The organism is Ruegeria sp. I3, assembly GCF_056532525.1.
This window is the reverse complement of sequence record NZ_JBQFNI010000002.1, coordinates 481921-507580: the sequence shown is the minus strand read 5'-3', so window position 1 is coordinate 507580 and position 25660 is coordinate 481921. Positions and strand designations below refer to the sequence as shown.

Annotated in this window: 22 protein-coding genes and 1 tRNA gene; 14 read left to right on the top strand and 9 right to left on the bottom strand. The window is 57.5% G+C overall.

What is annotated here, in order from left to right; genetic code table 11:
* The first annotated feature begins 32 nt into the window (after positions 1-32).
* A complete protein-coding gene (locus ACR0L9_RS06850; protein ID WP_170662638.1) occupies positions 33-1208 on the top strand; it encodes a pyridoxal phosphate-dependent aminotransferase in 1176 nt (391 codons plus the stop codon).
* A gap of 17 nt (positions 1209-1225) precedes the next feature.
* Here the strand turns inward: ACR0L9_RS06850 and ACR0L9_RS06845 are convergent, their stop codons facing one another.
* On the bottom strand, positions 1226-1744 hold the full coding sequence (locus ACR0L9_RS06845) for an outer membrane protein (RefSeq protein ID WP_170405935.1): 519 nt from the start codon (positions 1742-1744) through the stop codon (positions 1226-1228).
* A gap of 413 nt (positions 1745-2157) precedes the next feature.
* Between ACR0L9_RS06845 and ACR0L9_RS06840 the strand changes: the two genes are divergently transcribed.
* Complete coding sequence (locus tag ACR0L9_RS06840) at positions 2158-3702, top strand: trimethylamine methyltransferase family protein (RefSeq protein WP_170421793.1); 1545 nt, start codon at positions 2158-2160, stop codon at positions 3700-3702.
* Between the two features lie 54 nt (positions 3703-3756).
* On the opposite strand, the gene ACR0L9_RS06835 is transcribed toward ACR0L9_RS06840, so the two are convergent.
* Both ACR0L9_RS06835 and ACR0L9_RS06830 read right to left on the bottom strand, forming a co-directional pair.
* The gene (locus ACR0L9_RS06835; protein ID WP_170405941.1) at positions 3757-4002 is read right to left on the bottom strand and encodes an EF-hand domain-containing protein; all 246 of its coding nucleotides are present in this window, start codon (positions 4000-4002) and stop codon (positions 3757-3759) included.
* A 543-nt stretch (positions 4003-4545) separates the two neighbouring features.
* Complete coding sequence (locus ACR0L9_RS06830; RefSeq protein ID WP_480895307.1) at positions 4546-8163, bottom strand: vitamin B12-dependent ribonucleotide reductase; 3618 nt, start codon at positions 8161-8163, stop codon at positions 4546-4548.
* Between the two features lie 526 nt (positions 8164-8689).
* Here ACR0L9_RS06830 and ACR0L9_RS06825 point away from each other — a divergent pair.
* Positions 8690-9142 carry a hypothetical protein gene (locus ACR0L9_RS06825; RefSeq protein WP_480536934.1) on the top strand — a complete coding sequence of 151 codons (453 nt, stop codon included), beginning with the start codon at positions 8690-8692 and terminating at the stop codon, positions 9140-9142.
* An 8-nt stretch (positions 9143-9150) separates the two neighbouring features.
* On the opposite strand, the gene ACR0L9_RS06820 is transcribed toward ACR0L9_RS06825, so the two are convergent.
* From ACR0L9_RS06820 to pdxH, 4 genes are all read right to left on the bottom strand, one after another.
* Positions 9151-9227, bottom strand: a tRNA-Pro gene (locus ACR0L9_RS06820).
* 43 nt (positions 9228-9270) lie between these two features.
* The gene (locus ACR0L9_RS06815) at positions 9271-9738 is read right to left on the bottom strand and encodes a DUF192 domain-containing protein (RefSeq protein ID WP_170392984.1); all 468 of its coding nucleotides are present in this window, start codon (positions 9736-9738) and stop codon (positions 9271-9273) included.
* 7 nt (positions 9739-9745) lie between these two features.
* A complete protein-coding gene (locus tag ACR0L9_RS06810; RefSeq protein ID WP_170662646.1) occupies positions 9746-10273 on the bottom strand; it encodes a cold shock domain-containing protein in 528 nt (175 codons plus the stop codon).
* A gap of 117 nt (positions 10274-10390) precedes the next feature.
* A complete protein-coding gene (gene pdxH / locus ACR0L9_RS06805; protein WP_170405948.1) occupies positions 10391-10996 on the bottom strand; it encodes a pyridoxamine 5'-phosphate oxidase in 606 nt (201 codons plus the stop codon).
* A gap of 134 nt (positions 10997-11130) precedes the next feature.
* On the opposite strand from pdxH, the gene fabI reads away from it, so the two are divergent.
* The 5 genes from fabI (at position 11131) to trpE (ending at position 17115) form a co-directional block, all read left to right on the top strand.
* Positions 11131-11937, top strand: coding sequence for an enoyl-ACP reductase FabI (gene fabI / locus ACR0L9_RS06800; RefSeq protein ID WP_170405951.1), 807 nt, complete (start codon positions 11131-11133; stop codon positions 11935-11937).
* A gap of 6 nt (positions 11938-11943) precedes the next feature.
* A complete protein-coding gene (gpt, locus tag ACR0L9_RS06795; RefSeq protein ID WP_170421803.1) occupies positions 11944-12453 on the top strand; it encodes a xanthine phosphoribosyltransferase in 510 nt (169 codons plus the stop codon).
* Positions 12454-12492: 39 nt separating this feature from the next.
* A complete protein-coding gene (locus ACR0L9_RS06790; RefSeq protein ID WP_480561448.1) occupies positions 12493-13668 on the top strand; it encodes an aminotransferase in 1176 nt (391 codons plus the stop codon).
* 81 nt (positions 13669-13749) lie between these two features.
* The gene (locus ACR0L9_RS06785; protein WP_480895306.1) at positions 13750-15591 is read left to right on the top strand and encodes a peptidyl-prolyl cis-trans isomerase; all 1842 of its coding nucleotides are present in this window, start codon (positions 13750-13752) and stop codon (positions 15589-15591) included.
* 12 nt (positions 15592-15603) lie between these two features.
* A complete protein-coding gene (gene trpE, locus ACR0L9_RS06780; RefSeq protein WP_480895305.1) occupies positions 15604-17115 on the top strand; it encodes an anthranilate synthase component I in 1512 nt (503 codons plus the stop codon).
* A gap of 24 nt (positions 17116-17139) precedes the next feature.
* Here the strand turns inward: trpE and ACR0L9_RS06775 are convergent, their stop codons facing one another.
* Complete coding sequence (locus tag ACR0L9_RS06775) at positions 17140-18621, bottom strand: divergent polysaccharide deacetylase family protein (protein ID WP_480895304.1); 1482 nt, start codon at positions 18619-18621, stop codon at positions 17140-17142.
* A 197-nt stretch (positions 18622-18818) separates the two neighbouring features.
* Here ACR0L9_RS06775 and ACR0L9_RS06770 point away from each other — a divergent pair, with 197 nt between their 5' ends.
* The 6 genes from ACR0L9_RS06770 (at position 18819) to lexA (ending at position 23636) form a co-directional block, all read left to right on the top strand.
* Complete coding sequence (locus tag ACR0L9_RS06770) at positions 18819-19400, top strand: anthranilate synthase component II (protein WP_170392975.1); 582 nt, start codon at positions 18819-18821, stop codon at positions 19398-19400.
* Positions 19397-20416, top strand: a complete 1020-nt coding sequence (gene trpD / locus ACR0L9_RS06765; protein ID WP_170392974.1) for an anthranilate phosphoribosyltransferase — start codon at positions 19397-19399, stop codon at positions 20414-20416. The genes ACR0L9_RS06770 and trpD overlap by 4 nt, the downstream gene beginning before the upstream one ends.
* Positions 20413-21225: an indole-3-glycerol phosphate synthase TrpC gene (gene trpC, locus ACR0L9_RS06760; protein WP_480895303.1), complete on the top strand. Its 813-nt coding sequence runs from the start codon at positions 20413-20415 to the stop codon at positions 21223-21225. Before trpD ends, trpC begins: the two co-directional genes overlap by 4 nt.
* Positions 21225-21698 (top strand): cyclic pyranopterin monophosphate synthase MoaC, encoded by a 474-nt coding sequence (gene moaC / locus ACR0L9_RS06755; protein WP_170405973.1) that lies wholly within the window; start codon positions 21225-21227, stop codon positions 21696-21698. The genes trpC and moaC overlap by 1 nt, the downstream gene beginning before the upstream one ends.
* The gene (locus ACR0L9_RS06750; protein WP_480895302.1) at positions 21695-22867 is read left to right on the top strand and encodes a molybdopterin molybdotransferase MoeA; all 1173 of its coding nucleotides are present in this window, start codon (positions 21695-21697) and stop codon (positions 22865-22867) included. The genes moaC and ACR0L9_RS06750 overlap by 4 nt, the downstream gene beginning before the upstream one ends.
* A gap of 70 nt (positions 22868-22937) precedes the next feature.
* Entirely contained in the window at positions 22938-23636 is a 699-nt protein-coding gene (gene lexA / locus ACR0L9_RS06745; RefSeq protein WP_170509698.1) for a transcriptional repressor LexA, read from the top strand.
* Here lexA and ACR0L9_RS06740 read toward each other — a convergent pair.
* Entirely contained in the window at positions 23630-25657 is a 2028-nt protein-coding gene (locus ACR0L9_RS06740; RefSeq protein ID WP_480895301.1) for a ComEC/Rec2 family competence protein, read from the bottom strand. The genes lexA and ACR0L9_RS06740 overlap by 7 nt on opposite strands.
* Positions 25658-25660: the final 3 nt, after the last annotated feature.

Here is a 25660-nt window from a genome sequence, read left to right as displayed (position 1 = left end):
CATTCGGCGTCATAGCCGGTCGGGAGAATCCCTTGAAACTATCGCATCGCATTACGCATCTGACCGAGGGTGGATCAGACGGCTGGGAGGTTTTCATCCGCGCGCGTCGGATGATTGCCGAAGGCCATGCCGTTACCGAGTTGACGATTGGCGAGCATGACATTCGGACCGATCAGTCAATATTGTCGGCCATGGAAAGTTCGGCCCGCAGCGGGCACACAGGATACGCGATGGTTCCGGGCACTGATCTGCTGCGTGATACTGTGGCCGCCCGTGTCCAAATGCGAACAGGTGTAGCGACCACTCGCAACAATGTCATCATAACCCCCGGCGGTCAGGCCGCTTTGTTTGCGGCGCACACCGCGCTTTGCGATCCGGGCGATATCGCGCTCTACCTGGATCCGTATTATGCCACCTACCCCGGCACGATCCGTGGCGTTGGAGCGGTAGCCAAACGCCTAGAAACACGCGCCGAAGATTTGTTCCAACCTCGCGCTTCCGATATCGATGGCGCGGCAGGCGGGGCGGTGTCGCTGCTGATAAACTCCCCAAACAATCCAACTGGTGTGGTCTATTCCGCCGAAACACTTTCTGCCATCGCCGAGGTTTGTCAGCGCCGCGATCTATGGCTGATTTCCGATGAAGTCTACGATACGCAGGTTTGGGAGGGTGAACACCTGTCACCGCGCGCCCTACCCGGCATGGCTGAGCGCACTCTGGTCGTGGGTTCAATGTCGAAATCTCATGCCATGACTGGCTCGCGTTGTGGGTGGATCGTTGCTCCGGAAGGCGTGATCGACCACCTGATCAACTTGGCAACACACACAACCTATGGTGTGCCCGGCTTTATACAGGATGCGGCCAACTATGCGCTGAGCGTGGGACAACCTCTCGAAGACAAGATCGCCGCGCCGTTTCGCCGCCGCCGCGCTCTGGCGATTGAAGTGCTGGCTGCGCAGCAGGTCGTCACCTTAATACCGGCGCAAGGCGCGATGTATCTGATGCTGGATATCCGGGCTACGGGTCTTAGCGGCGATGTGTTCGCAAATGCGCTGCTGGACACGCATGCCATCGCTGTGATGCCCGGTGAGAGCTTTGGTTCTGCCGCCGCAGGTCACATCCGCGTGGCCATGACAATCGATGACGAGAAATTCGTCACATCGCTACAGACCCTATGCGAATTTGCCGCTCAATTGGCAGATGGATGACAATCGACCACCGAGTTTCAGAAGCGGAATGTGGTGCGCAAGTTGAACACATTTGCGTCGAGGCTTCGACCAGACTCCGGTATATCATCGAAGTTCTGCCGCAGCGCTTCGCCACTGATTACAAACCGATCGCCAAGCGGATAGGCAACACCGATCCCGTAAACGGCAGCCGTATCACTGTCACCCGACGTACTGGCCCGCGCGGTTCCCAAGACAACATAGCCAAGGGCTGATCCAAAATCGTAGCCGCCGCGCAACTTCAATCGCGACATACTATCAAGGCTTCCTTCGGATTGTCCCAGATCAAGATTCAGGCGGTTATATTCCAACTCACCTCCAAGCACGAAATTTCCAAAATCATAGTCGTATCCGATCAGCGGGCCAAAACTGCCCCCGCTTCCGCCTGCCCCTCCGGACCCATCAACATCTGCATAACCAAAGCTGAAACCAGCGTACGCGCCTGTCCAGTCTTCTGCCACAACCTGCCCTGCACCTGTTATCAGTGCTGCGGCGAGTGCGGCCAGTAATGACTTCATGCAGACCTCCAAACATCCGTTGCCGGTTTGGGCGCATCCCCGAGGCAGCGATCTGCTGATCAGCCAACCCCAGTATTTACTTAAACCTAAGGTACAAATCCAAATAACTACGTGCAGATTAACAGATTCTTACCGCAATTGGAAAAAAACATTTAGTCACGAGGATTTGCGCCCAGTTCATTTTGACTGATGGCCCAATAAAATTAGTCCAAAGTCGCAAACAGAACAGATTGTCCAGAAGTGCATTGAAACAATGGGCGCATCAGACTGAGGAAGTTGATGCATAACGAAGTTTGGAAGATTCGGCTGGTCAGCCGCACCATTGGTGCGGATCGCGGTCGTGCGGCACGAGGACGGCCAGCACTGGTCTAGGTACACTCACCCACTACGTACTTTTTTGACCGGACACACACATGAACGAACAAACCCGAAACTCATCCCGCAGCGGTGGCCGCGCCGCGCGTCGTGCCGCCCGTGCGTCAGCTCTTCCGGAACATCTTCGCCCGATTCGGCCTGGTATGGAGGGCGGAACCCTGAAGGTTCTGACCCAAGCACAGATCGAACGCATCCACGAGGCCGCTCTGACCGCTCTGGAAACCATCGGCCTTGCTGATGCGCCACAAAGTGGGATCGACTATCTCGTGGCTGCGGGATGCACCTTGGGCGACGATGGCCGCATCCGCTTTCCGCGCGCATTGGTCGAGGACACAATCGCCAAGGCCAATCGCTCGATCACTCTGCACAGCCGGGACGGCAAATCGGATCTGGAGCTGTCGGGAACGCGTGTCCATTATGGCACCGCTGGCGCAGCGGTCAGCATGGTCGACGTGCATGGGCAGGAATATCGCGACTCGACCCTGCAGGACCTGCATGACGCGACTCGCATCTGTGAACAGCTTGAAAACATTCACTTTGTTCAACGCCCCATGGTGTGCCGAGATATCGCCGACAACCTTGAGATGGATCTGAACACGGTCTACGCCACCACCTCAGGCACGTTCAAACATATCGGTACGTCGTTCACGGAGCCCAGCCATGTGGCCCCCGCCATCGAGATGCTGCACATGATCGCGGGCGGAGAGGACAAGTGGCGCGAGCGGCCCTTCATGTCCAATTCCAACTGCTTCGTTGTGCCTCCGATGAAATTCGCCACCGAAAGCTGCGAGGTGATGGAAGAATGCATCAAGGCCGGAATGCCGGTTTTGTTGCTTTCTGCGGGCATGGCAGGAGCTACCGCACCCTCGACCGTTGCCGGAGCGATCACACAAGCCACCGCCGAATGTCTGGCGGGTTTGGTTTATGTAAACGCCGTAAAGCCCGGTGCTCCCGCGATTTTTGGCACTTGGCCTTTTGGTCTGGACCTGCGCACGGGTGCAATGTCCATCGGCTCGGGTGAACAAGCTCTGCTAACCGCTGGCTGCGCGCAAATGCACCAGTTCTACGATCTGCCCGGTGGTGCCGCAGCTGGTGCATCGGACGCGAAATTGCCCGACATGCAGGCCGGTTGGGAACAAATGTGTTCGAACGTCATGGCTGGGCTGTCAGGCCTGAACATGGTGTATGAAGCCGCAGGCATGCATGCCTCGTTGCTGGGGTTCTGCCACGAGAGCCTGATCCTGAGCGATGACCTGATCGGACAGGCACAGCGCTGTGTGCGCGGAATCGAGGTAACGGACGAGACGCTGGCACTGGATCAGATGGCCGAAGTCTGCATGGGTGGTCCTGGGCATTATCTTGGCACCGATGCGACGCTAGGCCGTATGCAGGCAGATTACGTCTATCCTACCTTTGGTGACCGATCATCTCCGAAGGAATGGGTTGAGCTTGGCAAACCAGATCTGATCGAAAAGGCAGTGAAGCGGAAGGAAGAGATCCTCGCCGTGCCTTCCCCGGCCAGATTCGACCCGCTTCTGGACGCGGAAATTCGTGGCAAATTCAACATTTACTTACCCGCGTAAGACACTGAAAAATAAGCGGCCCGGAGCTTCCGGGCCGCCAGTATTCCTGCTTGATCAGCCGTTGGACGGCGGCAGCAGGCCCGCTTGTTCAGCAATGGTGATCTCATCCTGATCCAGTGCACCGTCTCCGTTTGCGTCCATCTGCGCAAAGCCTTCGGCATCAACGTCAGGCACGACGGCCTGAACTTCATCGATCGTCAGTACTCCGTCGCCGTTGGTATCGGCGGCGCTTTGGCCGACGGCCAATGTCGGCAGGCCAAGTGCGAAGGTTGAGATAAGGGCCAGAATTTGCGGTTTCATGTTATGCCTCCTGATTGCGTTTTCTTGAGTGTTTGCGTCCGGACAAGCGCCAAAAAAAGGCCATCCTGAAGGCGTGTCACCCGCTCAGATTGATATGGCCGCTTTCAAGCCAATCTCTGCGTGTTTGACTGAGTCGCATTTGCGGAGGCTTGCCGGGCGAAATGGCCAGGACAGGTTTCGGCAACTCTTGCCCGATCCAAACAGGATGATCCGGCGAAGCCCTGCTCAGATCCGCGACTCGGGGTTGAAAAAAGAAAGGGGGCCGAAGCCCCCTGTCAGTTTCGCCTTCCAGGCTCATTTCGTTGACCGCCCGGTGTTTTTTTGCCTGCGGCCTGGACTGCGCATGGGACGAGCGCACCCGTCCCGTGAGAGAGTGGGAGGGAGCAAATATTCCGCCCCACCCTGTTCCCGGCCGACACGGGCATGTCGGCCGAGTGAAACAAGGCATCGATGGTAAGTCTCAGCGCCTTGCTTCGTATTCGTCGGGGCCGGTTACTGTGGCAGCATCCGACCCCTGCACCCCGGGTTGCCGGGGCGCTAAACTCAGCTACACCCGCTAGTTGCGCCGCAGGTGTTGCATTTCATGCAGGTGCCGTTGCGCACCAGCGTGTAGTTTCCGCATTCGCCGCATGGATCGCCCTCGTACCCTTGCATCTTGGCTTTGGTACGGGCGTCCATTCCGGTCGCAACCGCCGTCTCAGCGGGTGCTTCGAATGTCGCTGCGGTTTCGGCCATACCGGACACGTCGGCTTGACCACCGTTGAAGACCATCAGATCCTGCGGTAGCCGCTTGCGCAGATACCCAGTCGAGCTGATTTGTTTCAGCACTTCCAGAGATTTGGTTGCCGCGCTTTCACTGATTTCCGATACGTTGGACAGACCATCCTCTTCGCCGCGACCCAGATCGTCGAAGGTTGCGCCTTCGGGTTTGACATGCGCCAGATCGGTGCGGTCCAGATAGGACACAGCCAGTTCGCGGAAGATGTAATCAAGGATCGACGTCGCGTTTTTGATCGAGTCGTTGCCCTGCACCATCCCGGCCGGTTCGAACTTGGTGAAGGTGAAAGCGTCGACGAACTCCTCCAGCGGCACGCCGTATTGCAGGCCAACCGACACAGCGATGGCAAAGTTGTTCATCATCGCCCGGAAGCCAGCGCCTTCCTTATGCATGTCGATGAAAATCTCGCCCAGTTTGCCGTCTTCGAACTCACCAGTGCGCAGATAGACCTTGTGGCCGCCAACGATCGCCTTTTGGGTATAGCCCTTGCGGCGATGCGGCAGTTTCTCGCGGTGGCTGCGGATCATTTCCTTGACCACAACCTTCTCGATCACCTTCTCGGCCAGAACGACGGCTTTTTCTTGCGTCGAACCGCTTTCTAGTACTTCGGCTGCCTCATCGTCATCTTCGACCAGCGCCGCCGCCAGAGGCTGCGACAGTTTCGAGCCGTCGCGGTATAGCGCGTTCGCCTTCACACCCAGCGACCAACTGAGTTCGTATGCCTTTTGGCAGTCCTCGATGGTCGCGTCATTCGGCATGTTGATCGTCTTGCTGATCGCGCCTGAGATGAAGCTCTGCGCCGCCGCCATCATGGTGATGTGGCTATCAACCCCAAGGAAACGCTTGCCTTTTTTACCGCACGGGTTGGCGCAGTCGAAGATGGCGTAATGCTCTTCCTTCAGATGCGGCGCACCTTCCAGCGTCATGGTTCCGCAAACATGGTCGTTGGCCGCGTCGATATCCGCCTTGGTAAAGCCCAGATGGCGCAGCAGATCGAAGGTCGGGTCATTCAGCTTGGTCGCCGGGATGCCCAGAACACCGGTGCAGAAGTCCTCGCCCAGCGTCCACTGGTTGAAGACGAACCGGATGTCGAACGCGCTTTCCAGTGCGGCATCTACTTTTGCCAACTCGTTCGGGCCAAAACCATGACCGGTCAGCGAGGTGTGGTTGATCCCCGGCGCGTTGCCGATGGTGCCATGACCAACCGCATAACCCACGATCTCTTCAATCTGAGCCGAGGAATAGCCCAGCTTTTCCAGCGCCGAAGGCACCGAGCGGTTGATGATCTTGAAGTAACCACCGCCGGCCAGCTTCTTGAACTTGACCAGAGCAAAGTCCGGTTCGATCCCGGTCGTGTCGCAATCCATCACCAGACCGATGGTGCCGGTTGGTGCGATAACTGTGGCCTGCGCGTTGCGATAACCGTTCTTTTCGCCGAGGCTCAGCGCTTCATCCCAAGCTGACATGGCCAGATCGATCAAACGTTTATCCGGGCAATTATCGTGATCCAGAGGCACCGGCTTAACAGCCAGTTTTTCATAACCATCGGTCACCCCTTGCGACGCACGACGGTGGTTGCGGATGACACGCAGCATGTGGTCTGCGTTGCGCTCATATCCTTTGAACGGGCCAAGCTCGCCTGCAATCTCTGCCGAGGTCGCATAAGCCACACCGGTCATGATCGCGGTCAGCGCGCCACAGATCGAACGCCCCTCATCCGAGTCGTAGCTGTAACCCATGTTCATCAACAGGCCGCCGATGTTGGCGTATCCCAGACCCAAGGTGCGGAAGTCGTAAGAGAGTTTCGCAATTTCCTTAGACGGGAACTGCGCCATGGTCACCGAGATTTCCAGCGTCAGCGTCCAAAGCCGCGAGGCGTGCATATAGTCCGCCGCCTGGAACTCACCGTCCTTGAAAAAGGTCAGCAAGTTCATCGACGCCAGGTTACAGGCAGTGTCATCGAGGAACATGTATTCCGAACACGGGTTCGAACCGCGGATTTCACCGTCTTCGGGGCAAGTGTGCCATTCGTTGACAGTATCATGGAACTGGATGCCAGGATCGGCACAGGCCCATGCGGCGTGGCCGACCTTTTCCCACAAATCACGAGCTTTGACTGTACGAGCAACCTTGCCGTCGGTGCGGTTGATCAGTTCCCAATCCGCGTCTTTTTCAACTGCGGTCAGGAACGCATTGGTCACCCGGATCGAGTTGTTCGAGTTTTGGCCCGAGACCGAGCTATAAGCCTCTGAATCCCAGTCCGTATCGTAGGTCGGGAATTCAATGCTGTCGTGGCCCTGCTTGGCGTAGTCCAGAACGCGCTTGATGTAAGTTTCTGGGATCGCGACCTTTTTCGCTTCGCGAACCGCATTTTTCAGGGCGTCGTTTGCGTTTGGATTATAGGCATCATCGGCAGAGCCGTCCCAAGACCGGATGGCCTCGAAAATGCCGTTCAGCATCTTCTCGTGCATCTTCGATCCGGCAACGATCGAGGCCACCTTCTGCTCTTCGATCACTTTCCATTCGATGAATTGCTCGATGTCCGGGTGATCTGCATCGACGATTACCATCTTTGCTGCTCGACGGGTTGTACCGCCTGATTTGATCGCGCCAGCGGCGCGGTCGCCGATCTTGAGAAATCCCATGAGGCCCGAAGACTTGCCGCCACCCGAAAGCGCTTCACCCTCTGCACGCAGATGGCTGAAGTTGGTTCCGGTGCCCGAGCCATACTTAAACAGGCGCGCCTCACGCACCCACAAGTCCATGATGCCGCCTTCGTTGACCAGATCATCGTCGACCGACTGGATGAAGCACGCATGCGGTTGCGGATGCTCATAAGCGGATTTCGATTTGGTTAGCTTGCCGGTTTTGTAGTCAACATAGTGGTGCCCCTGCGCCGGGCCATCGATCCCATATGCCCAGTGCAGACCGGTGTTGAACCACTGCGGCGAGTTCGGAGCTGCACGCTGGGTCGCCAGCATATAGCGCATCTCGTCAAAATAGGCGCTCGCGTCCTCTTCAGTCGAGAAATAACCGCCCTTCCAGCCCCAATAAGCCCACGCGCCGGCCAAACGATCAAAAACCTGTTTCGATGAGGTTTCGCCATCAAATTCAGCATCTTCCGCAGGAACCGATCGCCACAAGAATTCGGGAACGTCCTTTTCCTTAACCTTCTTCAGCTTGGAAGGAACACCGGCCTTGCGGAAGTACTTCTGTGCGATGACATCGCTGGCCACCTGGCTCCATTTTGCAGGCACTTCGATCTCGTCCAGACGGAACACGATTGTGCCATCCGGATTGCGAATCTCGGATGTTGCGGACACAAAATCCAGATCGGCATATGCATCCTGTCCCGGTTTGGTGAATTTTCTTTCAATCTTCATGTCCGCTGCCCCAGCTTCGATCTGTCCAAATTTCAAGTCCCGGCACTAAATCTTGATGCTGCGGGGTGCCGCCCGCACTACCGACGAATTTGAGACGCAAGGGACCGGACGCTGCCTAGAACAGCGCAGAACCGCGAATACGGTCTACGTCATAGTGGTATGCTTTCCGTCCCTCGCCCGATGCCTTTTCTGGTCATTGCCTACCAGATTTAGTGGCTCGTCTTTCGGCCCATACAATCTGACGTATATTCCCATAGTTGGTCAACGGGCTTTTTCGGTCATTTTTGGAATCTTTTAGCTTGACCTGTTTTGCTGAACCGGCGGAATTTCGCCGCATCGCGATTCCTCCACAGACATATCCCGGACGAGCAGCCTATTCCGCCTTGATGTTTCAGAGTGATTTCTCGTGTTTTCCGCCACAGTTAGAGGTCATTGATCAACCGATCCCGCGTTAAGGACATGTTCAGAGAATCATCGTCACGACATCGCAGCGCGTGCCATACTTGAAATCACACGACATTTCTGGATGGGAAATCTACTCTACATGCGTTTGATTTCATTGTTAACTATTGTGGCGCTAATCGTGTCCTGCACATCACAGGAAGCACCACCTGCATCTCGCAGCGCGCAATTCGACGGTTATCCGCAGAACCTTTTCAATTCCTTCAGGACCGACTGCGCGGGGCCGGGCGACAAGTATATCAAGACCACCGCAAGCATCTTTGAATGCCGCGAGACCTTGCCGCCCGAGGCAACGGCGTATTTGATTCTCAGCTTCAACGGCTATCCGCAGAACTTGCCGCAAATCGTAACGCGGCTGAGCTCGACCAAGAATCAGGCCGGGTATCGCGTGGACGCAGAGTTGTACTTTCTGGTTCCGCAGAAAGATGGTTCAACTCTTAGAATACCTATTGAAAGCAAAGATTTGGACAGGGATTTTTCCAAACTCTACACCGACTATGGCGGAACGCCAGTGTAGAGGAAAAATGGTCGGGGCGGCAGGATTCGAACCTACGACCCCCTGTACCCAAAACAGGTGCGCTACCAGACTGCGCCACGCCCCGGACCGTGCGCCTTCCTAAACGTGCCGATCTGATTTGAAAAGCCCTAACAGGGCCAAATTGCAGGACCTTGCGAAAAAACTTCGTGGCGCATCTGCGATCCAGGCCGAATGGCGTAACGCTCGGCTAGGCCAGCGTTGATTTCCAGGACTGCATAAACCGAATCGCCGCCTTCGATTGGGCTCAGATCCCCCGGAATTGCACCTTCGTGCACACGCGTCACAGTGCCCGCGCGATCAACAAAGATCATATCAAGCGGAATCAGGGTATTCTTCATCCAGAACGCAACAGGTTGAGGGGGATCAAAAACAAACAACATTCCAGATCTGTTGGGCATGCTTTCGCGAAACATCAATCCGCGCGATCGCTCTTTCGGTGTGATGGCCAGTTCAACGTCGAAACGAACCTCTGCCAGATCATTTCGAAGCTCGACACGATCCGGACGGCATTCAGCCCGCGCGATCCCGCCAATCAAAAAACTCAGGAGCGCCAGTACGAAAGCCGTTCTCATCATTCAGAACCTAGTCGTTCAGGGCCGCTTCCCAGGCCAGAACCTGCGCGGCCATTCTTCCGCGCTTGCCATCAATGACCCGCATGGCCAGCGCTTCGCCCGGTTGCAGATCTGCCAACCCAGAACGACGTAGCACCTCGATATGCAGGAATACATCTTCACTGCTGCCGAAAACATTGGCAAAGCCAAACCCTTTGCCCTTGTCGAACCATTTGACGCGCGCAGCCTCAAGCGGAGCGCTGCCGATCACGGCTGGATCAAGCTCGGCAAAATCGGCCAGCATCATGGTTTCCGCGCGAACAGGCGGGTCAACACTGATCACTTCGACCGCTTGAACACCGCGATCAGTTTTGTGGGTCATGATCTCGATGCCGGCGCCATCCGCGACCGAGCTTTGCCCGAAGTTTCGCAGCACGTTGACGTGCAACAGAATGTCCGGGCCGCCTTCGTCAGACACAACAAATCCGTATCCCTTGGCGGGATCGAACCATTTTACGTGTCCACGGACGCGGTACATGCTGTTCAAATCTTCTGGCACTGTTTTCCCATTACGATAGGCAAGTCGTTAAGGGTTTCTTGTTTATGTTTTGGCTCGCAAATTCAAGCTGAAAAAAGCTATTGTCTGCAAACAGTTGCATTTCACGCAACGCGAACGTCATGGATTTAACCTCAGCACTTGCCAGTCGGAATCGACATTTTGTCGCTTCCACTGAAACCTGTCATGCAACCTGAAGGCACCATCGGCCCAGAACTCGACTTCGACAGGTGTTACACGGTATCCCCCCCAAAATTCAGGGCGAGGCGGGTTGGTACCCAACTTTGCGGTCACTTTAGCCACTTCGGCCATCAGGGATGCACGACTTTCCAGCGGTTGCGACTGGTGTGACGCCCAAGCACCCAAGCGGCTTTTGAGCGAGCGCGAGGCGTAGTATGCGTCCGCCTGCGGCCCATCTTCCTTGGTGATTGTACCACGAACACGGATTTGTCGCCGCAAAGATTTCCAATGCATCACAAAAGCCGCTTTGTGGGCGCTGTCCAACTCCTGAGCCTTGGCGCTGTGATAGTTCGTATAGAAAACAAACGCGTCCTTCTCGATTTCCTTCAGCAGAACCATACGGGCGTTCGGCAAACCTTCCGGGTCCACGGTTGCCAAAGCAATCGCATTAGGATCATTCGGTTCGGTCTTTTCTGCCTCGGCCAGCCACCGATCCGCGATTTCAAACGGATCAGCCCCGGCGAAGATGCCATTATGCTCGTTCATTTCCATCCCCAGGAAACAATTAACATGACCCTAAGGCGAGAACCCGCTGCGGGCAAGAGCGCATGGCCTTGAAGCAGGACAATCAATGGCATAAACCAACCGAACACAATGCGACGACAGGCGGAGAACCGAAGATGTCAAATCAGTTGATGGCCGGAAAACGCGGCCTCATCATGGGACTGGCCAATGACAAATCAATCGCATGGGGTATCGCCCGCGCCTTGTCCGACGCCGGGGCCGAGCTGGCCTTTTCCTATCAGGGGGACGCCCTGAAAAAACGCGTCGATCCATTGGCGGCGCAGTTGGGCAGCGAGATCGTTTTGCCCTGTGACGTCAGCGACGAAGAATCAATTAATGAACTCTTCAGCGCGCTGGAAAAGAAATGGGGTAAACTGGATTTCGTCGTCCACGCCATTGGCTTTTCTGACAAGAACGAATTGCGCGGGCGCTACGTCGACACATCGCGCGCGAACTTTAACCTGACGATGGATGTTTCGGTCTACTCTTTCACCGCCGTTATGCAGCGCGCGGAGAAAATGATGAACGAAGGCGGCAGTGCGATCACCCTCACTTATTACGGCGCTGAACAGGTCATGCCACACTACAATGTAATGGGTGTTGCAAAAGCCGCCCTTGAGGCATCCGTAAAGTATCTGGCCGAGGATTTGGGCAAAGACGGCATTCGCGTGAATTCGATCTCGGCAGGCCCGATCAAAACGCTCGCGGCCAGCGGCATCGGCGATTTCCGTTACATCATGAAGTGGAACGAGTATAACTCGCCCCTGCGCCGGAATGTGACCATCGATGATGTTGGTAAATCGGCCCTGTATCTGCTGTCTGATCTCAGCAGCGGAGTGACAGGTGAGAATCTGCACGTGGATTCAGGCTATCACATCGTCGGAATGAAGGCCGTCGACGCGCCGGACGTTGAAAAAGGATAACAGACCATGAGCGCCAAGGACCGCCTGCCACACGAAAAAGGCTTCCACATCAGCTGGGATCAGATTCATCGCGACTCGCGCGCTCTTGCGTGGCGTCTGGATGGGCAAGGACCAGATGACGGCGCTTGGCGTGCGGTCGTGGCAATTACACGTGGCGGCATGGCCCCCGCGATGATCGTCAGCCGCGAACTGGATATCCGTACGGTCGATACTGTCAGCGTGAAATCCTATCATCATCAGGCGCAGGGCGAAGCAGAAATTCTCAAAGCGCCCAATGCAGATCTGATGGGTGATGGCACCGGTATTCTGATCATCGACGATCTGGTCGATAGCGGCAAAACGCTGGAACTGGTGCGCGATATGTTTCCCAAAGCGCATTTCGCGACCGTATACGCCAAGCCTAAAGGCCGTCCGATGGTAGACACCTTCATTACCGAGGTCAGTCAGGACACATGGATTTTCTTCCCATGGGACATGGCGCTGCAATATGTCGAACCCTATCGGGGCACCGATTAATCAAGCGTTTCAACTAAGCGCTGAAATCACGGACTCACCATGACAATGACCCGCACTGCCGCCACCTTTGCCCCTCCGGTGATGGAGGCACGCCGTTGGCTGGACGGGGTCGAGTTCGCAGTTGACCGTCCGTTGATCAATGTCAGTCAGGCGGCTCCGGTCGATCCGCCCCCGTTAGCGCTGCGGCAGGCAATGGCCGAATTCGCGGTCGAGCAGGACAGCGCACATCTATACGGCCCGGTTCTGGGCAACGATGACCTGCGGTCCGAACTCGCGGCTCAGATCAGCGCACATTATGCGGCTGAGGTATCGGCGAATCAGATCGCAATCACCTCGGGTTGCAATCAGGCCTTTTCAGCCGTGATTTCGGCAATTACCGATCAGGGGGATGAGGTGATCCTTCCGACCCCTTGGTATTTCAATCACAAGATGTGGCTGGATATGGCTGGGGTAAAAACCGTTGATTTGCCCACAGACGATGATTTGCTTCCCGATCCGGAACGGGCCCGCGCCCTTATCACCGAAAAGACACGGGCGATTTCGTTGGTGACGCCGAATAATCCCGGTGGTGTCGAATATCCTGCGGACTTGGTGCGCCGCTTCTATGATCTTGCGCGGGAAACGGGGCTTCGTCTTTTGGTTGACGAAACCTATCGCGATTTCGACAGTCGATCAGGCGCGCCTCATGACCTGTTCCAGCAATCGGGTTGGGACGATACGTTTGTCCATCTCTACTCGTTCTCAAAAGCCTATCGCCTGACCGGTCACCGTGTCGGCGCGATTTCAACCAGCCCCGCCCTGTTGTCGGAGATCGAAAAATTTCTGGACACGGTCGCAATCTGCCCCGGCCAGATCGGCCAGTTTGCCGCGCTTTGGGGCATGCGGAACTTGACCCAATGGGTTGCGGGTGAACGAGATGAAATTCTCGACCGAAGAGCGGCCATCGCGGAAGGAATGCCACGCCTTGAAGACAAAGGCTGGCGTCTTTTGGGACTTGGCGCTTACTTTGCCTACCTCGAACATCCCTTTGGCATCGCTTCCGACGAATTGGCCCGACGGCTGGTACCCGAGGCAGGTATACTGCTTTTGCCGGGTACCATGTTCATGCCAGAGGGCGATTCCGCGGGAAAGCGGCAGGTTCGTGTAGCATTTGCCAACCTCGACCGCGCCGGTATCGCGCAATTGTTCGACCGATTGCAGGGCTTGTCCTTCTAAGCTTGCCCCCCGGCTGCACGCATCGTATTCAGGGCCGCAACCGACTGGGCAGACATTTGCCGACAAAACCAAGAGGGCACCATGGCCGCAGGCATGAAAAACCTATCCAAAACCTTTGTCTGGATTCTCATGGGTCTTTTGATGCTGGGCCTTGCGGGCTTTGGCGCCACCAGCCTGACCGGAACCGTTCGTACGGTTGCGCAGGTCGGTTATGAAAGCGTTTCGGTCGACGCGTATTTTCGTGAGCTTCAGCGCGAGATCCGGGCCGTCGAAGCGCAAACCGGACAGGCAATGCAGATTTCGCAGGCACATGATCTTGGCCTCGATCAACTTGCCCTTTCGCGCCTGATCGCACTGGCCGCAATCGATAACGAGGTCGGACAGCTTGGCATTTCGATCGGTGACGAGAACCTGCAGGACGAGATTGTACAGATACCGGCGTTCCAAGGTGTAAACGGTACATTCGACCGCGAAGCCTATCGCTTTCAGCTGGAACAGGTCGGAATGACCGATTCCGAATTCGAATCGGATCTGCGCAAAGAATCTTCACGCACCATCGTTCAGGGTGCGGTCATGAGCGGTGTTGAAATGCCCCGTACGCTGACCGAGGCTTTGTCGAACTATGTGCTGGCCCGCCGCAGCTTTACCGTGGCGACGCTGTCTGCCGACCTTCTCGAAACGCCCGTGGCCCAACCCACAGACGCGCAGATTCAGACATATTACGATGAGAATACCGATCAGTTCACCCTGCCCCGCACCAAGCAACTAACCTACGCCATTCTGTCGCCCGACATGCTGCTCGATACGATCGAAGTGGACGAAGATTCTCTGCGCCGTCTATACGACCAACGCGCTGACGAATTTTTCCAACCCGAGCGCCGCTTGGTCGAGCGTCTGCCCTATCCCAGCGAAGAATCCGCAACCGAGGCGCTGGCACAACTTGAAGTTGGCAGGGCCGATTTCGAACAGTTAGTCCGCGAACGTCAGCTTGAGCTGAGCGATGTTGATCTGGGCGATGTCACCCGTGAAGATCTGGGCGATGCAGCCGACGCCGTGTTTGCCGCCGAGATCGACGATGTGGTCGGCCCGCTTCCCACGGTGTTCGGCCCTGCCCTGTTCCGGATCAATGGATCGCTGGCCGAGAACAATGTCAGTTTCGAAGACGCCGAACCCGAACTTCGTGCAGAACTCGCCGCCGACCGAGCGCGCCGTCAGATCGAAGCACAGGCCGAAGACATCAACGACCTGCTTGCAGGCGGCGCAACACTGGAAGAACTGGCCGGTGAGACCGAGATGGAACTGGGTCAGATCGACTGGACCCAGCAAAGCGACGATGGCGTTGCCGCGTATGACGGCTTCCGCTCAGTCGCTGAGGCTGTGCAAGAAGGTGATTTCCCAGAGGTCGCGTTCCTTGAAGATGGTTCGATCTTTGCGCTGCGCTTGAATGAAGTGCTAGAGCCGCGCCCGGAACCTCTGGAAAGCGCCCGTGACCGTGTCGCCGAGGCATGGCTGCAGGTAGAAACTGCGAAAGCGCTGCAAAATCAGGGCAACACGGTTCTGACCCAGCTGGCAACAGATGGCGACTTTACCGCCACAGGCCTGCCCTTCCGCGTCGAAAATGCGCTGACACGTACCGCATTCCTCGAGGATGTTCCCGTGGACTTCATGACTCAGGTGTTTGAAATGGACCCTGGTGAGCTGCGTGTCATTCCCGGAAACGGTAACGCCCTGATCGTGCGTCTGGATGAAGAGCTGCCTCCGGCGGAAACCGATGAGCAACGCCAGATGCAGGATGCACTGGCTGCGCAATTGAGCCAGGCGCTGGCGCAGAACATCTTTGACATCTATGTGCGCAATGCCCAGACACGCGCACGCCCTGTGCTGGATCAGCAAGCGCTGAACGCGGTACGGGCCAGTTACTAAAAGAGACAGAACATGGCCCTGACCCCGGATTTCGAAAGTTTCGCGCGCGCTTATGATGCGGGCGAAAATCAGGTCGTCTATACCCGCCTCGCCGCTGATCTGGATACGCCGGTTTCACTGATGCTGAAACTGACAGGCGCTCAGAAAGACGCCTTCATGCTCGAGTCAGTAACCGGGGGTGAAGTGCGTGGGCGCTATTCGATCATCGGAATGAAGCCCGATCTGATTTGGCGCTGTCAGGGCGAGACATCGGCCTTGAACCGAGCAGCCCGCTTCGATGCCGAGGCGTTCGAGCCACAGGATGGCAAACCGATGGAAAACTTGCGCGCCTTGTTGGCTGAAAGCCGCATCGCGCTTCCCGATGACCTGCCGCAGGCCGCCGCTGGCCTGTTTGGCTATCTGGGCTACGACATGGTCCGGTTGGTGGAATACCTGCCGGATGTGAACCCTGACCCGTTGGGCCTGCCCGATGCGATCATGCTGCGCCCCTCGGTCATTGCTGTGTTGGACGGCGTCAAAGGCGAGGTTACCGTGGTGTCGCCCGCATGGGCCAGCGAGGGCCAAAGCGCCAAAGCCGCCTATGCGCAGGCCGCTGAGCGTGTGATGGATGCCGTGCGTGATCTTGAGCGTGCCATGCCAGCCGAGACGCGCGATCTGGGTGACGCAATTGAAGTTGGGGCTCCTGTCTCTAACTTCACCAAATCGGGCTATATGGAAGCCGTTGAAAAGGCCAAGGAATATATCCGTGCGGGTGATATCTTTCAGGTCGTCCCGGCCCAACGCTGGACACAGGATTTTCCACAACCGCCATTTGCCCTCTACCGCTCGCTGCGGCGCACCAACCCGTCGCCATTCATGTTCTATTTCAACTTCGGCGGCTTTCAGGTCGTAGGTGCAAGCCCAGAAATTCTGGTGCGTGTCTTCGGCAATGAGGTCACGATCCGCCCTATCGCGGGTACCCGCCCGCGTGGCGCGACGCCCAAAGAAGACAAGGCCAACGAAATCGACCTGCTGGCCGACAAGAAAGAACTGGCCGAGCACCTCATGTTGCTGGACCTGGGCCGCAATGACACCGGGCGTGTTTCTAAGATTGGAACCGTGCGTCCTACCGAAGAGTTCATCATCGAGCGCTACAGCCACGTGATGCACATCGTATCAAACGTGGTCGGTGAACTGGCCGAAGACAAGGATGCACTGGACGCGTTCTTTGCCGGGATGCCTGCAGGCACGGTATCAGGCGCGCCCAAAGTGCGCGCGATGGAGATCATCGACGAGTTGGAGCCTGAAAAGCGCGGCATCTACGGTGGCGGTGTCGGGTATTTCAGCGCAGGCGGCGACATGGATATGTGCATCGCACTGCGGACGGCCATTGTGAAAGACCACAAACTGTATATCCAAGCTGGAGGAGGCGTTGTCTATGACAGCGACCCAGAAGCGGAATACATGGAGACCGTCCATAAATCGAACGCCATTCGCGGCGCGGCTGCGGATGCGGCGCGGTTTACAGGCAGCGGAAACAGCTAGTGGGGTGGCGGATGGTCGCTGCCGTCACCCGTCCGTCAGCGATCCGGCAACGCCCTGCTGGATTTCTTTCATCATCACGGCAGAAATTGGGGCCATCGCCACGCGGCTGCCGCGATCCTCAAGCCCCCACAGCAACAGAGCCGAGATCGTCTCGGGACGCAGACGACCCAGCATCACCACGGCACCTTCCTGTCCGGCGCGGAAGGCTGCCTGATCCAGAAAACGCCGCATGATCTTGGGGTCCTGTTTGGCACCATCGAAATCGCGGAACACTACGCTGGATGGAATGCCGTTGCGCGCTGCAAGCTTTTGCGCAGTGTTTAGACCATTGTCCTGCGTCACCAGCCCGCGCCCGGTATCTCCAGCAATCGCCGCAACCTGATCAGCCAGCTTTCGGTTGCCCTGAATGCCGCTTCCGACACCTTCCAGAATGCCAACGGTTTGAGGCAATTGATCCAACCACACCGACAACGACACCTCAGCGTCCTGAGCACTGGCGGCTTCGTGCATGTCAACCAAGGCCAATACTTCAAATCCAGCCTCGCGATGACGGGCCATTTTTTCCGCTGCATTCGGGTCAGACGGGCTGACGGCAAAACTTAGCGGGTATGGGAAATCCTGCAACGCCTCGGCCCCAAAAGCCCCTTCATCATCGATCAGAATGATCGACATCAATGGCTTGGATTCTGGATTTTCGAAGGTGGCAGCATGTGCTTCGATGGGCTTGGCCACCACTTCTGGAGTAATCACGGCTTGTTCGACGGGCGGGTCATCCCTCTCGGTTAGGGGCACGACACGCTTGCCGATCAACGAACCGGAACCTGTGGCCCCCTCTCCGCCAATTTGCGGCAGGGTCAATACGCGCGGCTGACGTACAGGGCGGGTATCTTCTTCACCCTCAACCGCGATTGGATTTTCATCAGGCACGGGTTCCGCTTCCTCAGCCTCTGGCGCGGCATCCGGCAATTCCACGGTCTCAGGCTGCAGGGCTGCGACCTGAGGGGCCTCCCCGGGCGTTTCTTCCGCCACCTGAGGTTCCGGGGCTTCCTCGGGCGCAGGCGCTGCTGGAGCATCCGCGAGCGCTGCCGGTTCGGCTTCCTGTTGTGGCGAGGTCGGTTCGGCAAGTGGATTTGGCGGTGCCGCGGGCGCTTCGGTTTGAACGGTCACGTCAGAAGATGAGATCGCTGCAGGTGCCTCGGCTACGGTCGGTGCTCCACCCGCCTCAGGACGGGCACCGGGCTCAAGCTCGATACCTGCCAGGCCATCCAGCGAATCTGATGATAGATCGGGGGTTTCAGGGCCGGATGGTGGCAACTCAACCAGATCGGCATCGGCATTGCTTTGTTCAACTTTCGCAGCCTCCAGGGGCTGCGGAGTATCAGCCACTTCGGGCGCGGTTGCCGTCACATCTGGTTTACGTGACAAAGGAGTTGTCAGCGAAAGAACCGCGCCCAGTGCCAATACCGAGACCGCCCCGGCGATCACTCCACCGTAAAATCCGCTCATCGAAATCTCGCCTCTCGCGTTGTTTCGTGCCTCATCTGCCCAGACGCCATCTTCCGCGACGCTCACCTGTACGGTGTCAAGTTGGGTATGTCCTCTTGACGCTGCCGCACAAGCCTGAGCATGTATGTCCCGACATTATACCGCGCTCAGGGACTGCATCGCCAGCCCGAAATGCCCATAGGAAGATAAGTGCCCAAATGCTGCTGCTGATCGACAACTATGACTCGTTTACCTACAACCTCGTTCATTATCTGGGTGAGCTCGGGGCTGAGATGGTCGTGCGCCGGAATGACGCGCTGGATGTGCAGGAAGCAATGGCGATGAACCCGGCTGGTATTCTGCTCAGCCCCGGCCCTTGTGATCCCGATCAGGCGGGCATCTGTCTGGCCTTGACCGAAGCCGCGGCCGAGACGCAAACACCGCTGATGGGGGTCTGTCTGGGGCATCAAACCATCGGTCAGGCATTTGGCGGCAAGGTTGTGCGCTGTCATGAGATCGTGCACGGGAAAATGGGCACGATGAAACACACCGGCAAAGGTGTATTCGCTGGCCTGCCCTCGCCCTTCGAGGCCACCCGGTATCATTCGCTTGTCGTAGAGCGCGAAAGCCTGCCCGATTGCCTTGAGATCACGGCCGAGCTTGAGGATGGCACGATTATGGGTCTGCAGCACAAAGAACTGCCGATCCACGGCGTCCAGTTTCACCCGGAATCCATCGCGTCCGAGCATGGTCACGCCCTGCTCAAGAACTTCCTGAACGAAATGAAAGTCCCCGCATGAGCGACGCTCTGAAACCGCTGATCGGTGCTGCGGCCGATCGACCTTTGACCCGTGCCGAGGCTGAACAGGCCTTTGGCATCCTCTTTGATGGGGCCGCCACGCCCAGCCAGATCGGCGGGTTGCTGATGGCAATGCGCACGCGCGGCGAGACGGTCGAGGAATACGCCGCCGCCGCTGCCGTAATGCGCGCGAAATGCAATGCAGTGAAAGCTCCCGCTGGCGCGATGGACATCGTTGGCACGGGGGGCGACGGCAAAGGAACACTCAATATCTCGACAGCCACGGCTTTTGTGACGGCGGGCGCCGGTGTCACCGTTGCAAAACACGGTAATCGGAACCTGAGCTCGAAATCCGGCGCAGCAGATGCTCTTGGGCAGCTTGGTATTAACGTTATGGTTGGCCCGGAAGTTGTTGAAAAAGCGCTGAAAGAAGTCGGTATCGGTTTCATGATGGCCCCGATGCACCACCCGGCGATCGCCCATGTCATGCCTTCGCGGCAAGAACTTGGGACGCGCACGATTTTCAACATTCTGGGCCCCCTGACCAACCCCGCCGGAGTGAAGCGCCAACTGACCGGTGCGTTCAGCCGCGACCTGATCCGCCCGATGGCCGAAACTTTGGGCCTGCTTGGAACTGAACATGCCTGGTTGGTTCACGGCTCAGACGGTACGGATGAGCTTACGATCACCGGGGTCAGCTGGATCGCATCGGTTGAGGATGGCGTTGTCAAAGAGGTCGAGCTTCACCCCGAAGATGCAGGCCTGCCGGTGCATCCGTTCGAAGATATCATCGGCGGCACCCCCGAAGAGAACGCCGTCGCCTTCCGCGCCCTACTGGATGGGGCACCTTCAGCCTACCGCGACGCGGTGTTGCTAAACTCGGCAGCGGCGCTGGTCGTTGCAGATGCGGCAAGCGATCTGCGCGAGGGCGTTGCGATGGCCACAGAAAGCATTGACAGCGGCAAGGCCCGTGAAAAGATCACCGCGCTGGCGCGCATTACACAGGAAGCCGCATGACCGAGACCGTTCTGGACAAAATCAAAGCGTACAAGCTGGAAGAGATCGCTGCGGATAAGGCGCATAAGCCTCTGGAAACACTAGAATCTGAGGCACGGAACGCACCCGAGGTACGCGGTTTTGCCGAAGCCCTGCATTCGGCTATGCGCAAGGGGTACGGATTGATCGCCGAGGTCAAAAAGGCCAGCCCGTCCAAAGGTCTGATCCGCGCTGATTTCGATCCGCCCGCGCTTGCCAAAGCTTATGAAGAGGGCGGCGCGGCTTGCCTGTCGGTTCTGACGGACATGCCTAGCTTTCAGGGCGACAAATCCTTTCTGACCGAAGCGCGCGCGGCCTGTTCGTTGCCAGCATTGCGGAAGGACTTCATGTACGACCCCTATCAGGTGGTCGAAGCGCGTGCATTAGGTGCGGATTGCATCCTGATCATCATGGCATCGGTCAGCGATGCACAGGCCGCCGAGCTTGAGCAAACCGCGTTTGACTGGGGCATGGATGTTCTGATCGAAGTCCATGACGCAGACGAGCTTGAGCGGGCATCGCAGCTGAAAAGCCCGCTGATCGGGATAAACAACCGCAATCTCAAGACGTTCGAGACGACTCTTGATACAACTCGTCATCTGTCAAAGCTGGTTCCAGCGGATCGCACGATCGTCTGCGAGAGCGGCCTAAGCACTCCGGCGGACCTCGCCGATATCGCCCGCTACGGTGCGCGCTGCTTCCTGATTGGCGAAAGCCTCATGCGCCAGGATGATGTAGCTTCGGCAACTCGAGCACTGCTCGCCAACCCGCTCATTCCCGGAGTGATGTGATGCCGCTGACCCATTTTGATGCCAAAGGTGAGGCCCATATGGTGGACGTGTCCGACAAGGCTGTCACCGACCGGGTTGCGGTTGCATCTGGATACATCAAGATGGCGAAGGAAACCTTTGATATCATTTCAGAAGGACGCGCTAAGAAAGGCGATGTTCTTGGTGTTGCCAGACTTGCGGGCATAATGGGCGCCAAGAAAACGCCTGACCTGATACCTCTGTGTCATCCGCTGCCCGTGACCAAAGTCGCCATTGAACTGAGCTTAGACCCGGACCTTCCCGGCGTTCAGATTGAAGCGACTGTAAAGACTTCCGGCCAGACCGGCGTAGAGATGGAAGCGCTGACAGCAGTCTCGACAGCCGCACTGACGGTTTACGATATGGCGAAGGCCGTGGACAAATCGATGGAGATCGGCGGCATTCGTGTTCTACTGAAAGACGGCGGAAAATCAGGGCGTTACGAGGCATCATGATCTCGGTTGAAGAAGCGCGGGCTCTGCTGTTCGATCTGGTCTCACCGCTGCCCGCAGAAACGGTTGCCCTTGCCGAGGCTGCCGGTCGTATCCTGGCAGAAAACGTTGCAGCAACGCGTGATCAGCCGCCCTTTGCGGCGTCATCAATGGATGGGTACGCCGTCAACGCGGCCGAAGTCGAACTGCACGCAATGTTCAAAGTGGTTGGCGAAGCAGCGGCCGGACGTCGCTTTGCTGGAAGCGTCGGACCCGGCCAAGCTGTGCGGATATTCACTGGAGCGCCTGTGCCGGATGGTGCAGATTTCGTCGTCATACAGGAAGATGTCGACCGACGCGGTGATCTGATCACCATAACCGACGCCCCCGGTGAAAAGGCCAATATCCGCCCTGCGGGGATCGATTTCAGTATCGGTGCGCAGATCACGGCCCCACGCCAGCTCAGACCCGAAGATGTCGCATTAATGGCAGCGATGAACATCGCTTCGGTCCCTGTGAACTGCAAACCCGTGGTTGCACTAATCTCAACCGGTGACGAACTGGTGATGCCCGGAGAAACACCCGGCCCCGATCAGATCATCGCCTCAAATACACTTGGTCTTAAGGCGTTACTGGAAGATGCTGGCGCACAAGTTCGTGTACTTCCTATCGCACAAGATACCTTAGCGTCATTAGAAACAGCTTTTGGCTTGGCACAGGGCGCTGACCTCGTGGTGACCATCGGAGGGGCGTCGGTTGGCGAGTACGACCTGGTTGCGGATGTCTCGGAAGGTCTTGGGCTGAAGCAATCGTTCTACAAGATTCGCATGCGACCGGGTAAACCTCTGATGGCCGGGCGGCTTGGGGGTGCTGCAATGGTCGGTCTACCCGGAAACCCGGTCAGTGCCATGGTGTGCGGTTACCTGTTCCTCATCCCAATGGTGCGCCGCATGTTGGGGATTGAACAGGCCCTACAGCCATTCCAACGCGCCCGCCTTTCTGCCCCGCTCGGAAAAAATGGCCCGCGTGAGCATTATATGCGGGCGGTGTTGGACAACGGCGGCATCCGCGCCTGTGATGATCAGGACAGCTCGCTGCTAAGTGTTTTGGCGCAAGCCAATGCACTATTGGTACGCCAACCCCACGATCCCGCGCGCGAGGCCGGGGATGAGGTCCTTTACCTGCCGATCTAGCAAATCCGTTGACACAAAACGTGAACATGCGTAGAACAAAAGAAAACGCATGAGCGACGAGGTATGAGCAATGCTGACCAAGAAGCAATTGGATTTGCTGGAATTCATCCACAAACGCGTGCAAGCGGACGGTGTTCCGCCCAGTTTTGATGAGATGAAGGCCGCGTTGGATCTACGGTCAAAATCCGGGATTCATCGACTGATCACCGCGCTGGAAGAACGTGGCTTTATCCGCCGCCTTGCCCATCGAGCCCGTGCCATCGAAATTGTCAAGCTGCCCGAAAGCCTTGGGGGAGAGCCAACAGCAGGTTTCAAACCCCGTGTGATTGAAGGCGATCGCCCTGAAGGTCCACGCCCCGCGAACTTTGAACCCATCACAGTTGATGCAATGGAATTGCCTGTTATGGGCCGGATTGCTGCCGGTGTACCGATCGAAGCGATCAGCCATGTGTCGCACCGCGTTGCGGTACCGGGCTCGATGGTTTCGGGCCGTGGTGAACATTATGCGCTTGAGGTTCGTGGCGACTCGATGATCGACGCCGGTATCAACGATGGCGATGTCGTGGTGATCCGCGAAACAACGGCCGCTGACAACGGTGACATCGTGGTGGCATTGGTGGAAGATCAGGAAGCCACGCTGAAACGGTTTTTCCGCCGAGGTCAGGCCATTGCGCTGGAAGCGGCGAATCCGGCCTATGAGACCCGCGTGCTGCCAGAGGACAAGGTGAAAGTTCAGGGCCGCCTGGTAGGCTTGATCCGAAGCTACTGAGGCAGCTTGGGGGACCATAGGCGGCGGCCTGAGATATCAGAACTCGCGAACAAACGCCCCTTGGATAACGCAAGACTGCCTGTCTTCCGCAGAAATTCCGTATCGTAAACGCTGCATTCACCGGTCAAAGTCAACGACACCGGGGCGACAATGATCTGATCTTTCCTGCATTCCTGAAAGGCGCTCGCAGCCCGCTTGCCAGTCAAGTGGACAAGCTCTTTGTCTCCCAGAAGAAAACGTTGAAATCCCGCTGATGCCTCTGGCCATCGCAAAGCGGCCTTTGGTTGATCTGCCCCGTCCCCGTCATTTTCCAGCCACACCGACGCGACAAATCCGCTGCCTTTCGGTTTGCTCAGCGCGCGCCCGTGTTCAGTCATCACTCCGACCAGCCCGCCGGTATCGGCGATCAGCACGTCTGGGCGGCTTCCCTGACCCCACAGCGCTATCGCTAGTGCTGCCGGAGCGATGCCGAGCCACCGTGCGCGCCCTTGCCACAGCATTAGCCACAGAAGAGACAGAGCCAGAGCAGGCAATACGAAATAGTCTGGGCTTACTACGTACCCGCGCGCGCCCTCCAGTCCCGCGACCCAATTGGCAACGGTAAGGATCCATCTCAGCCCAAGACCCATTACGTGCAATGCAATCGCTTCAAGCCCAAAAGGTGCAAGAAGGGCGGCGACCACCGCACTTGGAACGACCAGCGTTCCCATGACGGGCACGGAGACGAGATTTGCCAACAACCCATAGTGCGAAATAGCGTTAAAATGCGCCGCCCCGATCGGAGCTGTCGCGATCCCCGCGATCGCCGAGGATGTCAACAAGGCCAGCACAGGCCGCAGCCACTTTGGGCCTGGCATTGGGCCATAGTCCCGCAATGCGCCGAACCCTGCGACCAAGGCGGTTGTAGCAGCAAAAGACATCTGAAATCCGGGGCTCAATAGAGTTTCCGGGCGCAAGGTAAGAACAATCAGCGCAGCCATGGCCACCGCCCGCAATGAAATCGCGCGCCGGTCCAACAATACGGCCCCCAGCATAACGCAGACCATCACAAAGGCGCGCTCAGTCGCGACGTTCCCACCAGACAGAAGCAGGTAGATTGTCGACGCGAATAACGCACAGAGCGCGGCCACCTTGCGTACGGGCATGCGAAGCGCGATGACAGGTACCATTGAGAACCCCATGCGGCACGCCACAAAAACGAAACCGGTCAACAAACCCATGTGAAGGCCCGAAATCGCCAGAAGATGAGCCAGGTTGGACGCGCGCAACGCCTCTAACGAGGCCTGCCCCATCCCGCTGCGATCACCGGTAGTTACGGCGGCGGCAAAGCCCCCGACTTCGCCCGGCAAGATCGTGCGCACCCGATCCGAGATCTCCATGCGCAAGGCCGTGATACGCACTCCGTCCAAACCATCTTGCGCCGCAGCCGACGTCAGGACCGGAGCCCGAGTGTATCCAACAGCGCCGAGTTGCTGGAACCAGGCGTGGCGGCGAAAATCAAAACCTCCGGGTTCAACTGGCCCTTGCGGCGGCGAAAGATGTGCTGTGGTCATAATCCGCTGACCCGGGGACAGCGCAACTGACTCACCGTGAATAGAAAGCCGGATGCGCCGGGGTCTTTGATCAGCAGGAACGTCCCCGATCCGCACCTGATCCAATGTCACCCTCAGCGCATCCGACGCAGAGCGGTCCAGCGCTACGACCCTCCCCTCGACTGGGCCATAGTAACGCCATTGCAGGACCGGCTCCGCAACCATATGTGCCCGCGTCCCGGCCAGAGCGAACCCCATCGCGATCAGGGCTAAGCCAGTGGCCAGCGGTGACCACGCGGCCCCCATCAAACGGGTGGAGGCAAGCGCCAGCAAGGCAAGCGCCAGAACGCCGACATAGAGCTCAACCTCGGGTTCGAACCTGAGGCTGAAATACCAGCCAATCCCGACCGCCAGGCAGATCGGGGACCACGGAAACAAGTGTCCCCGCTGGGTCAGCAATGCGGTCTCGACCCGTGTCAGAACACGCATGGT

What these genes read in the sequence shown, in the direction of transcription:
- ACR0L9_RS06775 (WP_480895304.1), bottom strand. Translation starts at nt 18,621, where the DNA reads ATGAGCGGATTTTACGGTGGAGTGATCGCCGGGGCGGTCTCGGTATTG.
- ACR0L9_RS06835 (WP_170405941.1), bottom strand. Translation starts at nt 4,002, where the DNA reads ATGAAACCGCAAATTCTGGCCCTTATCTCAACCTTCGCACTTGGCCTG.
- trpD (WP_170392974.1), top strand. Translation starts at nt 19,397, where the DNA reads ATGAGCGACGCTCTGAAACCGCTGATCGGTGCTGCGGCCGATCGACCT.
- moaC (WP_170405973.1), top strand. Translation starts at nt 21,225, where the DNA reads ATGCCGCTGACCCATTTTGATGCCAAAGGTGAGGCCCATATGGTGGAC.
- trpC (WP_480895303.1), top strand. Translation starts at nt 20,413, where the DNA reads ATGACCGAGACCGTTCTGGACAAAATCAAAGCGTACAAGCTGGAAGAG.
- ACR0L9_RS06770 (WP_170392975.1), top strand. Translation starts at nt 18,819, where the DNA reads ATGCTGCTGCTGATCGACAACTATGACTCGTTTACCTACAACCTCGTT.
- trpE (WP_480895305.1), top strand. Translation starts at nt 15,604, where the DNA reads ATGGCCCTGACCCCGGATTTCGAAAGTTTCGCGCGCGCTTATGATGCG.
- ACR0L9_RS06830 (WP_480895307.1), bottom strand. Translation starts at nt 8,163, where the DNA reads ATGAAGATTGAAAGAAAATTCACCAAACCGGGACAGGATGCATATGCC.
- ACR0L9_RS06785 (WP_480895306.1), top strand. Translation starts at nt 13,750, where the DNA reads ATGGCCGCAGGCATGAAAAACCTATCCAAAACCTTTGTCTGGATTCTC.
- ACR0L9_RS06845 (WP_170405935.1), bottom strand. Translation starts at nt 1,744, where the DNA reads ATGAAGTCATTACTGGCCGCACTCGCCGCAGCACTGATAACAGGTGCA.
- lexA (WP_170509698.1), top strand. Translation starts at nt 22,938, where the DNA reads ATGCTGACCAAGAAGCAATTGGATTTGCTGGAATTCATCCACAAACGC.
- fabI (WP_170405951.1), top strand. Translation starts at nt 11,131, where the DNA reads ATGTCAAATCAGTTGATGGCCGGAAAACGCGGCCTCATCATGGGACTG.
- ACR0L9_RS06815 (WP_170392984.1), bottom strand. Translation starts at nt 9,738, where the DNA reads ATGATGAGAACGGCTTTCGTACTGGCGCTCCTGAGTTTTTTGATTGGC.
- ACR0L9_RS06825 (WP_480536934.1), top strand. Translation starts at nt 8,690, where the DNA reads ATGGGAAATCTACTCTACATGCGTTTGATTTCATTGTTAACTATTGTG.
- pdxH (WP_170405948.1), bottom strand. Translation starts at nt 10,996, where the DNA reads ATGAACGAGCATAATGGCATCTTCGCCGGGGCTGATCCGTTTGAAATC.
- ACR0L9_RS06790 (WP_480561448.1), top strand. Translation starts at nt 12,493, where the DNA reads ATGACAATGACCCGCACTGCCGCCACCTTTGCCCCTCCGGTGATGGAG.
- gpt (WP_170421803.1), top strand. Translation starts at nt 11,944, where the DNA reads ATGAGCGCCAAGGACCGCCTGCCACACGAAAAAGGCTTCCACATCAGC.
- ACR0L9_RS06750 (WP_480895302.1), top strand. Translation starts at nt 21,695, where the DNA reads ATGATCTCGGTTGAAGAAGCGCGGGCTCTGCTGTTCGATCTGGTCTCA.
- ACR0L9_RS06740 (WP_480895301.1), bottom strand. Translation starts at nt 25,657, where the DNA reads ATGCGTGTTCTGACACGGGTCGAGACCGCATTGCTGACCCAGCGGGGA.
- ACR0L9_RS06840 (WP_170421793.1), top strand. Translation starts at nt 2,158, where the DNA reads ATGAACGAACAAACCCGAAACTCATCCCGCAGCGGTGGCCGCGCCGCG.